This is a genomic window from Streptomyces sp. NPDC006365, assembly GCF_042870755.1.
In the GTDB taxonomy this organism is placed as follows: Bacteria; Actinomycetota; Actinomycetes; order Streptomycetales; family Streptomycetaceae; genus Streptomyces; species Streptomyces xiangluensis.
On sequence record NZ_JBIAHS010000002.1, the window covers coordinates 25,807 to 35,543 of the forward strand.

General features: G+C 70.1%; 8 protein-coding genes. 4 read left to right on the plus strand and 4 right to left on the minus strand.

Annotated elements, in window-relative coordinates:
• The first annotated feature begins 65 nt into the window (after nucleotides 1–65).
• The gene (locus tag ACFYO0_RS05335) at nucleotides 66–566 is read left to right on the plus strand and encodes a DUF3830 family protein (protein ID WP_388670994.1); all 501 of its coding nucleotides are present in this window, start codon (nucleotides 66–68) and stop codon (nucleotides 564–566) included.
• 11 nt (nucleotides 567–577) lie between these two features.
• Here ACFYO0_RS05335 and ACFYO0_RS05340 read toward each other — a convergent pair whose 3' ends face one another.
• From ACFYO0_RS05340 to ACFYO0_RS05350, 3 genes are read right to left on the minus strand one after another with little or no spacing between them, the layout of a single operon-like run.
• A complete protein-coding gene (locus ACFYO0_RS05340) occupies nucleotides 578–1,987 on the minus strand; it encodes an amidase (RefSeq protein WP_388670997.1) in 1,410 nt (469 codons plus the stop codon).
• Between the two features lie 15 nt (nucleotides 1,988–2,002).
• Nucleotides 2,003–2,734 (minus strand): decarboxylase, encoded by a 732-nt coding sequence (locus ACFYO0_RS05345; protein ID WP_388671000.1) that lies wholly within the window; start codon nucleotides 2,732–2,734, stop codon nucleotides 2,003–2,005.
• Nucleotides 2,731–3,606: a decarboxylase gene (locus tag ACFYO0_RS05350; RefSeq protein WP_388671003.1), complete on the minus strand. Its 876-nt coding sequence runs from the start codon at nucleotides 3,604–3,606 to the stop codon at nucleotides 2,731–2,733. The genes ACFYO0_RS05345 and ACFYO0_RS05350 overlap by 4 nt, the downstream gene beginning before the upstream one ends.
• 248 nt (nucleotides 3,607–3,854) lie before the next feature.
• On the opposite strand from ACFYO0_RS05350, the gene ACFYO0_RS05355 reads away from it, so the two are divergent.
• Together ACFYO0_RS05355 and ACFYO0_RS05360 are read left to right on the plus strand one after the other, a co-directional pair.
• On the plus strand, nucleotides 3,855–4,829 hold the full coding sequence (locus tag ACFYO0_RS05355) for a D-2-hydroxyacid dehydrogenase (RefSeq protein ID WP_388671006.1): 975 nt from the start codon (nucleotides 3,855–3,857) through the stop codon (nucleotides 4,827–4,829).
• 80 nt (nucleotides 4,830–4,909) lie between these two features.
• Complete coding sequence (locus ACFYO0_RS05360) at nucleotides 4,910–6,013, plus strand: LLM class flavin-dependent oxidoreductase (RefSeq protein ID WP_388671009.1); 1,104 nt, start codon at nucleotides 4,910–4,912, stop codon at nucleotides 6,011–6,013.
• Here the strand turns inward: ACFYO0_RS05360 and ACFYO0_RS05365 are convergent.
• Nucleotides 6,004–7,956 carry a putative bifunctional diguanylate cyclase/phosphodiesterase gene (locus ACFYO0_RS05365; protein WP_388671012.1) on the minus strand — a complete coding sequence of 651 codons (1,953 nt, stop codon included), beginning with the start codon at nucleotides 7,954–7,956 and terminating at the stop codon, nucleotides 6,004–6,006. The two genes, ACFYO0_RS05360 and ACFYO0_RS05365, sit on opposite strands and share 10 nt — an antisense overlap.
• Before the next feature lie 459 nt (nucleotides 7,957–8,415).
• Here ACFYO0_RS05365 and ACFYO0_RS05370 point away from each other — a divergent pair.
• Nucleotides 8,416–9,737: M6 family metalloprotease domain-containing protein (locus ACFYO0_RS05370; RefSeq protein ID WP_388671015.1), on the plus strand; the 1,322-nt coding region annotated here is incomplete at its 3' end.

Genomic DNA, 9,737 nt, shown 5'->3' on the forward strand with positions numbered 1-9,737 from the left:
ACGCGGCACTCGTTGCACACGGCCTGCCCGTGGATTCAGGTCCACACCGGGGTACGGGTGTGACCATGGCCGACCGTTACATCGACGTCTCCCTGACCAAGCGCGGAGTCCACTGCACCGCAAAGCTCCTCGACGACCGCGCCCCCATCACCTGCGAGGCGGTGTGGAACGCGCTCCCGCTCGGCAGCGACGTCTACCACGCGAAGTACGCCCGCAACGAGATCTACACCCTGCTCCCCGCCTTCGCCCCCACCGAACCCCCGCTCGAAAACCCCACCGTCACCCCCATCCCCGGCGACCTGTGTTACTTCTCCTTCTCCGGCACCCAGCTGGGCACACAGTCGTACGGCTACGGTGGGGCCTCCGGCGTCCGGGCCGGCACTCCGGTGATCGACCTGGCCCTCTTCTACGAACGCAACAACCTGCTGATCAACGCCGACGTCGGCTGGGTGCCCGGCATCGTCTGGGGCCAGGTCGTCGAGGGCCTGGATGCCATGGCTGAGGCCTGCAACGACCTGTGGCGTGCGGGTGCGCTGGGGGAGACGCTCAGCTTCCGCCGGGCGTAAGTGCCCCAGCCCTAAGCGGGGCGGCGCGGCGGGGGAGCCACATGGGCGACCCCCGCCTCGTACAGCGTGTGCGCCGCGCGCAGCACCAGGTCGTCCCGATGGCGGGCGGCCACGATCTGCAGACCCACCGGAAGCCCGTCCCCGTCAACGCCGACGGGCACGCTGGCGGCGGGCTGCTGCGACATGTTGAAGGGGTACGTGAACGGGGTCCAGCCCGTCCAGCGCCGGTGCCCCGAGCCTTTCGGCACCTCCATGCCCGCCTCGAACGCGGTGATCGGCAGCGTCGGCGTGACCAGCAGGTCGTACGACTCGTGGAAGAGGCCCATCCTCCGGCCCAGGTCCATCCGTACGTCCACCGCGGCCAGATAGTCGAGCGCGCTGTAGCGGGCGCCCTGGTCGCAGATCTCCCGCAGCCCGGGATCCAGCAGCTCCCGCTGGTGCGGACCGAGATTCTGCGTCACCCGGGCGGCCCCGCTGAACCACAGGGTGTGGAAAGCCTCCACGGGCTCGGTGAAATCGGGGTCGGCCTCCTCGACGTACGCGCCGAGGGAGGCAAGACCCTCCACGCCCCGCCGCACGGCCGCCGCGACACCGGGGCGTACGGGAACCTGTCCACCCAGGGAGGGCGAGTACGCGACCCGCAGTCCCCGTACGCCGCCGTCCAGCGCGTCCGTGAACCGCCCGGCCGGCGGCTCGAGCGCGGACCAGTCGCGGGCGTCCGTACCGCTGATCACATCCAGCATGAGGGCCGCGTCGGCGGCGTCCCGCGTCATCGGCCCGACATGCGCGAGCGTCCCGAACGCGCTCGCCGGATACAGCGGCACCCGCCCGTACGTCGGCTTCAGTGCGAAGATCCCGCAGAACGCGGCGGGGATACGGACGCTGCCGCCGCCGTCCGTACCGAGGGACAGCGGGCCCGCGCCCATGGCCACGGCCGCCGCACTCCCGCCGCTCGAACCGCCCGACGTACGCGACACGTCGTACGGATTCCGCGTCACCCCGGACTGTGGTGAGTCCGTGACGCCCTTCCACCCGAACTCCGGCGTCGTCGTCTTGCCCAGGAAGACGGCGCCGTGCTCGCGCAGCCGGGCCACGGAGGGCGCGTCCTCGTCCCAACGCCCCTCCACACGCACGGTGTTGGAGCCCTTCAGGCTCGGCCCGCCGCGCATGAGGAGGATGTCCTTCACCGTGACCGGCACCCCGTCCACCAGACCGGCCGGCTCACCGCGCCGCCAGCGCTCTGCCGACTCCCGCGCCCGCGCGAGCGCCTCGTCACCGGTGAGGCGTACGAAGGCGTTCACGGAGGGCTGGATCTCCTCGGCCCGTTGGAGCGCGGCTCGCACCACGTCCACGGGACTGAATTCGCCCTTGCGGTATCCGTCGACGAGTTGCAGCGCGGTCAGCTCGGTGAGCTCGGTCATCCACCACTCCTAGGGTCACACCTGCACAATTGGCTCCCTTGTGAACAGCATCCCCAGCTCCGGCGCGTTCACCCGGCGGTCAGCCAATCGCAGGGCCTCCCACACCGTGACCTGGTTCGCGGTGAGGGCCGGCTTGGCCAGGGTCTTCTCCAGAGCGGGGAGGTGGGAGGCCGTGTGCAGGGCGGTGTCCGGGAGGAGGACGGCGTCCGCGTCCGGGTGGTCGCCCGAGCGGGCCATGGTGAGGACCTCGTCGGCGCCCCACGTTCCGACCTCCGCCGCCGTGATGATGCCGCTGCCACGGACGGAGACCACCTCGATCCCCGCGTCCTTGAGGAACGCGGAGAACATCGCGGCCACATCCTCCGGATACGTCGCCGCGATCGCGACCCGTCGCGCCCCCAGCTCACGGATCGCGTGGACGAAGGCGAAGGACGTGGAGGAGGCGGGCAGGCCGGCCGTGCGGGCGAGGGCGCGGACCTGCTCATGGGCGCCCTCCCAGCCGTACACGAAGCTGCCGGACGTGCACGCCCACACCACCGCCTCCGCGCCGGACAGCCGCAGCTCCTCGACGCCGGCCGCGAGCCGGGCCGCCGAGCCCATCTCCAGCAGCGCGTCCTCGCGGTGGGCGTCCTCGCCGATGTCCGTGTGGACGAGCGTGAGGCGGATGTCGCTGCCCAGGAGCAGCTCGATGCGCGGGTAGTCGTCCTCGGCCGAGTAGCCCGGGTAGAGGAATCCGAGTGCCGTCATGCCCAACCTTCCTGTTCTTCCGGCAGTGCGGGCCCCTGCGTTTCAGGCACTGATCCCGGCATTGCGCCCGGCATTGCGCCCGGCATTGCGCCCGGCAGTGACTCCGGCAGTGCTTCCGGCGTCACCGGACGCTGGCGCGCCGATTGGTCGATCAGCGCCTGATAGGGCCCCACCGCTCGCGTACCCAGGTGACGCAGTGCGGCCCACATCGTCACCTGGTTGGCCGAGATGACGGGAATCCGCAGCTCGGCCTCCAGCTGCGGGATCACGTCGTACGTGGGGAGGTTGGTGCAGCTGATGAACAGCGCGTCCGCGGCCCCGCGCACCGCCTCGCGGGCCATGCCGACGACGTCGCGGTAGGGAACCTTCCAGATGTGCCGGGTCAGGCCGAGAGAGGAGGTGCCGATGATCTCGATACCGGCCTCGGCGAGGTACTCCTCCAGAGCCTGGGTCACGGACACGGTGTAGGGCGTGACCAGGGCGATCCGGCGGGCGCCCAGCTCCTGGAGGGCTTCCAGCAGGGCACCGGACGTGGTCAGCGACTGCACCTCCCCGGCCCGCGTCATCGCCTCGCACATCGCCCGCTCGCCCGCGATACCGCCGACGAAACTGCCCGACGTGCAGGCGTACGCGACGACCTCGGGATGCACGGCGTTCAGCGCGCGCACCGCCTCTCCGAGCGTCTCATGCTCACTGACCAGTCGCGCGAGGTCGAGGCTGACCTCGACGGGCACAAAAGGGGTGCGGGTCAGATGCAGAGAGACCTCGTCCGGTACCCAGCGCCACAGCTCCCGATCGAGGGCGAAGTCGAAGGGAGCGACGATGCCCACACCCCGCTGTGGGTGCGGTCCACCAAGGAACGAGACGTCCATGAGCAGGCCCCAAACTCAAGTCAAGTCGAGCTAGTGGTGAAGAACCGGCCCGTGGGCCGGGGGACACAAGCCGGCGCATGCCGGGACGTCGGGATAGGAAAGCGGACCGCTTACGGGTCCATGTTGACGAAGGTAGGTTCCGGTGCGAGCGTGGTCAATCCGCGCATCTCAGACGGCTCCCGCAGTTGCCCCGTCAGTGCGTCCGACTCAAGAGAAGCGGACCCTCATTGCGAAACGGTTTCTCCCCGATGACCGCTCCCGACCCCGCGCACCAGGCCGAAAAAACGACCCTTCTGGTACTGGACGTTGACCCGTCGCCCCGGCTCGGCAGACTCGCTGGACGAGTCCGGATCGAGTACGCCGACGAGGCGACGCTGGCCTCGCTGCTGCCGGCCGCGGACGTCCTGCTTGTGTGGAACTTCACCTCGCACGCCGTGCGGCGCGCCTGGCCAGGCGAGGGCCCGCGGCCCCGCTGGGTGCACACGGCGAGCGCGGGCGTGGACCACCTGATGTGCCCGGAGCTCGCCGCGTCCGACACGGTGGTGACGAACGCCCGCGGCGTCTTCGACCAGCCGATCGCCGAGTACGTGGCCGCGCTCGTCCTCGCCATGGCCAAGGATCTGCCGCGTACGTGGGAACTCCAGCGGGCGCGCGAGTGGCGGCACCGTGAGTCGCAGCGGGTCGCGGGCACGCGCGCGTGCGTGGTGGGTTCGGGGCCGATCGGGCGGGCGATCGAGCAGACCCTGAAGGCCCTCGGCGTCAAAACGGCCCTGGTGGGACGGACGCCACGCACCGGCGTCCACGGCCCGGACGATCTGGACCGGCTCATGGCGCGCGCGGACTGGGTGGTGTCCGCGGCACCGCTCACCGACGAGACCCACGGAATGTTCGACGCGCGGCGCTTCGGCCTGATGCAGCCGTCGGCGCGCTTCATCAACGTCGGGCGCGGACAGCTCGTGGACGAGAACGCGCTCGCGGACGCTCTGTCGAAGCACTGGATCGCAGGGGCGGCGCTCGACGTCTTCGAGCACGAGCCCCTCACCTCCGAGAGCCCCCTGTGGGAGCTCCCCGGGCTGATCGTCTCGCCGCACATGAGCGGCGACACCATCGGATGGCGGGACGAACTCGGCGCGCAGTTCGTGGAGTTGTACGAACTGTGGGAGGCGGGGGAGCCGCTGCCGAACGTGGTGGACAAGCGGCGGGGGTACGTGCCCGGGCACTGAACCGAACGGAATAACCGGAGACAGCCTTCCGTTAGGTACGCGCGGACCCGACGTCGTACGTACCCAGCAGGAGGCACCCCGTGGCGGCAGACGAGATACGAGGCGACACGGCAGGCACCGCACAGGTGCCGCTCTCCGTGCTGGACCTGGCAACCGTGGGCGCGGGCCACACCGCCACCGACGCCCTGCGCACCAGCGTCGGGCTGGTACGTCTCGCAGAGAGCCGCGGATTCCACCGTTACTGGGTCGCCGAGCACCACTCCATGCCGGGCGTCGCCTCGACCTCTCCCGCCGTGATCCTCGCCCACCTCGCCGCCCACACGGACCGGATACGCCTCGGCTCGGGCGGAGTGATGCTGCCCAACCACGCCCCCCTCGTCATAGCGGAACAGTTCGGCACCCTAGAGGCCATGGCGCCGGGCCGCATCGACCTGGGCCTCGGCCGAGCCCCCGGCACGGACGGCGCAACGGCCGCGGCCCTCCGCCGCACCGACCGGCTCAACGAGGGCGCGGACGACTTCCCCCAGCAACTCGCGGAGCTCACCCGCTTCCTGGACGACGACTTCCCGGACGGCCACCCCTACGCCCGTATCCACGCGGTCCCGGGCCCCATCCAGTCCACATCCCCGGGTGGCGTGCAGGACCCGCACCGCCCACCCGTCTGGCTCCTCGGCTCCTCCGGCTTCAGCGCCCGCCTCGCCGGTGCCCTCGGCCTTCCGTTCGCCTTCGCGCACCACTTCTCGGCGCGGAACACGATCCCGGCCCTCGACCTCTACCGGGAGTCGTTCACACCCTCCGAAGTCCTCGACGCCCCGTACGCCCTCATCGCCGTCTCCGCCCTCGCCACGGACGACGAGGCGGAGGCCCGCCGCCAGGTCATGGCCGCCGCACTGAACATGATCCGCCTGCGCACCGGCCGTCCGGGACTCGTCCCCACCCCCGAGGAGGCGGAGGCGTACGAATTCAGCCCCATGGAGCGGGAGTTCATCGACGACTGGAACTCCAATGTCGTCCACGGCACCGCGGACCAGGTCCGCACCGGTCTCGACGACCTCCAAAAGCGCACGGGCGCGGACGAGTTGATGCTCACCAGCCACGCCCACAGCGGAGACGTACGCCTGCGCTCGTACGAACTGATCGCCGACGCCTACGAGTTGCCGCAGACTCGGACGGCTCAGGTCTGAGGACAGTCCACCACCCCAGTCAAAAGTGCGGAGATACGATCCGCCGCCACCGGCCGGGAGTACAGCCACCCCTGGCCGGTGTCGCAGCCGATACGCCGCAGCCGGGAGGCCTGCCCGGCGGTCTCCACGCACTCGGCGGTGACCGTCAGGCCCAGCCGGTGGGCGAGTTCGATGAGGGCCTCGACGATGACCTCGTCGGCGGGGTTCGCGCGGTCGCCGGCTTCCTCGTACTGGAAGCCCCGCACGAACGAGCCGTCGAGCTTCAGCACGGAGACCGGTAGGCGGCTGAGGTAGGCGAGGTTGGAGTACCCGGTGCCGAAGTCGTCGATGGCGATGCGTACGCCCATGTCGCTGAGCGCTTGCAGGGCCTGCAGCGGGCGGCCCGCCGAGCCCATCACGGCCGACTCGGTGAGCTCCAACTGGAGGAGATGCGGGGCGAGTCCGGTCTCCGTGAGGATCGCCGCGACATCCGCCACCAGATCCGAGTCCCAGACCTGACGCACGGCCACGTTCACGCTGACGAAGACCGGCGGCACATCCGGGTGGTCCAACTGCCAGCGGCGTGCCTGCCGACAGGCGGCGGCCAGCACCCAGCGCCCCAACTGCACGATCGAACCGTCTTCTTCAGCCAGTCCGATGAACCGATTCGGCGTCAGTGTGCCGAACTGAGGATGGTTCCAGCGCACCAGCGCCTCGACCCCCCGCACACCGCCGTCCTCCATGCCCACCAACGGCTGGTACTCCAGGGCGAACTCACCCTTCTCGATGGCGGGCCGGAGGGTGGAGGCGAGGGCCTGACGCGTCATGCGGTGGGCGTTGCGCTCCGGGTCGAAGAGCGTCCAGCGGGACTTTCCGTCGGCCTTCGCCCAGTACAGCGTCGTATCGGCGGCCTGCATCAGACCCGTCGCGGTGGTGTCGGCCGCGTGCCGCTCGACGACCCCGATCGAGGCCGAGACCGACAGCCGTTGCCCGGAGATGTCGAAGGGCGCCTGAAGGGCCGTGAGTACGGACTTGGCGAGCTCCGCCAGTTGCTCCGTACCCGTCGAGTCCTCGACCAGCAGCGCGAACTCGTCGCCGCCGAGCCGGGCGACCAGCGGCTTGGCCGCTCGCGCGTGCCCGGCCTCGTCCGCGCAGCGCGTCAGCCGCTCGGCGACGGCCGCGAGCAGCCGGTCGCCGATGCGGTGGCCGAGCGTGTCGTTGACCGCCTTGAAGCCGTCAAGGTCCAGGTAGCACAGCCCGATCCGGCCGGTGCCGGACTCCTCGTACGCCTCTGCCTCCAGCGCGGCCGACAGGCGCTCGAAGAACAGGGTGCGGTTGGGCAGCCGCGTCACCGGGTCGTGCATCTGCAAGTGCCGTAGGCGCGCCTGGAGTTCACGGCGGGCGCTGATGTCACAGACCGAGACCAGTACGGCCTGCTCCTCCTCGGGCAGCGGAGAGACCGTCACCTGGGCCCAAAGAGAGTGCCCGTCGGGGTGTTTGAGTCGTCGGGTGCAGCGCAGTCTGGCCTGCCGGCCGCGGAGCACCTCGCGGTACGCGTGCCAGGTGCGGGCGTCGGAGGCGAGGTCCACCAGATCGGCGGCGACCCGGCCCGCCAGACCGTCCGGGCCGGCGCCGAGCAGCGCGGCCAGCGCGTCGTTGGCCGTGACGACCAGGCCCTCGCGGTCGACGACGGCCATGGCCACGGGGGCCGCGTCGAAGGCGGCCCGGAACGTGCGGTCTTCGAGCTCGTCGGTCTGATGGTTTTCGGTGGGGGCGCGTGGAGGCTCTGCCTCGGCGCGTGATGTCACCGGTTCGGTACGTGTGGTACGCGTGTCGACGCATGTGGTGTGAGTGTCGACGCGTGGGGTCGTCTTCTCGTGAGAAAGCGGCTGACTGTCACTCGTTGTGACGGTCGGCCGGACGAGGTCTGCCGCAGGCACCGGCCCATCGGACATTCCGCTCACCGTTCGCTCCCGCTGTGCACTCGTTACTCGTACAGGTCTCGTCGGGTGGTCGGCCGGTGGAGGACGGCCGCTCTAGCCGTGTCCGCGCAGGAAAGTGTGCCGATCATAGAGGCTGGCCCGAACGCCTTCCAGCTACTCCTCAGTCTCCCCAATTAACCGGCTCTTCTGACAGATCGTTTCTGCCCGCACGTGGACAGGTTCCTTCAGTGGCCGATCGCTTGTGACGTTCCGTGAGTGCTCGAGGTGTCCTTGCTCCCGTGACGTGCTCGTCGGGATGCCGACACTCTCACCCTTCTGGTGCAGACAAACAGGGTGTCAGGTAACAAATGCGTACAAGCTGGGTGTGGTATCCCGAATTCCGCACCGGAGGTCGAAGTGCCGCGTCTGTTCCCCCTCAAGGGGCTCACCCGTGGCGGGGCACGACCTCGTTGGCATGGTCCCGCGGCACTTCTCACCTCCATGACGGCGCTCGCCGCCACCTCCCTGGCGGCGGGCTCCTCGAACGCCGTACCCCCCTCGACGCCCTGCGCCCTGAAGCGGACCGATGCCCACCACTCCGAGGGCCTCGACACCTGGAACGCCGCCTATCCGCGCCCCGACCGCCGCCTCGACGCCGTGATGATCTTCCTTTCCTTCCCCGACTCCGTCCCACAGACCACACCCACCGAACTGACGGCCGACCACTTCCCGGCCACCAGCCGCTTCTTCGAACGCGCCTCCTACGGCAAGTTCGAGCTGCGCCCACATCCGCTCCGCGAATGGCTCCCGATGCCGCGCGCCTCCACGGCGTACGCCATAAAGCGCGACTGGAACTCGGCGCGCCGTTCGGCGTATGTGCGCGACGCCCTCGCCGCGTCCGACCCTCGGGTCGACTTCTCGCGCTACGACGTCGTCTACTTCGTCGCCGACCCGGACGCCCCCGGCGTCAACTCGGACGCGACGAAGGTGGTCAACCTCGAGGCGCCGCTACGGGCCGACGGCACGGACATCCGCCGTGTCGTCACCGTCTTCGAGCAGCATCCGCCGGACCGGCTGGTCCTGGCCCACGAGACGGGCCATGTCTTCGACCTTCCCGACCTCTACCACCGGCCGGCCGACGACAAGGGGGACTGGGACACCTATGTAGGCGACTGGGACCTCATGGGCAGCCAGTTCGGGCTCGCACCGGATCTCTTCGGCTGGCACAAGTGGAAGCTCGGCTGGCTGGAGCCGAGACAGGTGTCGTGTGTGCAGTCGGCGGGCGGCGAGGGGACGCGGATGACGTTGGAGCCCTTGGGGGCGGGCGGTCCGGCAGTGGCCGGGGAGGCTGGGGGTGCGGAAGGGGTGGAGGCTTTCGATTCCGAGTTCAGGGGGAGACGGCTGAGGGGCGGGCCGGGGTTCCCTTCCGGGGAACTGGGATCGGGTGGGCTGGGGTCGAGTGACCTGGCATCGGACGGTCTCGGGTTCGGACTGGGGGGTGGGACCAAGCTGGCGGTGGTGCGCACCGGGCGGGACAGCGTGATCGCCTTCGAGGCGCGAGGGCCCGTCGGGAACGACGGGGCGGTCTGTTCACAGGGGGTGCTCGTCTATCGCGTACGCAGCGAGACCGTGTCCGGAGGCGGACCGGTCGAGGTCCTCGACGCACACCCCGGCACCGCCGCCTGCTGGGAGGACTCGGTCTATCCACCGCTCGCGGACGCCCCGGTCGGGCTCGGGGAGAGCTTCACGGTGCCGGGGGAGGGCGTACGGCTCGAGGTGGACGACCGCACGGATTCGGGGGCGTGGACGGTGACGATCTCTAC

Excerpts from the sequence above, each read along its gene's own strand:
- ACFYO0_RS05335 (WP_388670994.1), top strand. The coding sequence starts at position 66 with ATGGCCGACCGTTACATCGACGTCTCCCTGACCAAGCGCGGAGTCCAC.
- ACFYO0_RS05340 (WP_388670997.1), bottom strand. The coding sequence starts at position 1,987 with ATGACCGAGCTCACCGAGCTGACCGCGCTGCAACTCGTCGACGGATAC.
- ACFYO0_RS05345 (WP_388671000.1), bottom strand. The coding sequence starts at position 2,734 with ATGACGGCACTCGGATTCCTCTACCCGGGCTACTCGGCCGAGGACGAC.
- ACFYO0_RS05350 (WP_388671003.1), bottom strand. The coding sequence starts at position 3,606 with ATGGACGTCTCGTTCCTTGGTGGACCGCACCCACAGCGGGGTGTGGGC.
- ACFYO0_RS05355 (WP_388671006.1), top strand. The coding sequence starts at position 3,855 with ATGACCGCTCCCGACCCCGCGCACCAGGCCGAAAAAACGACCCTTCTG.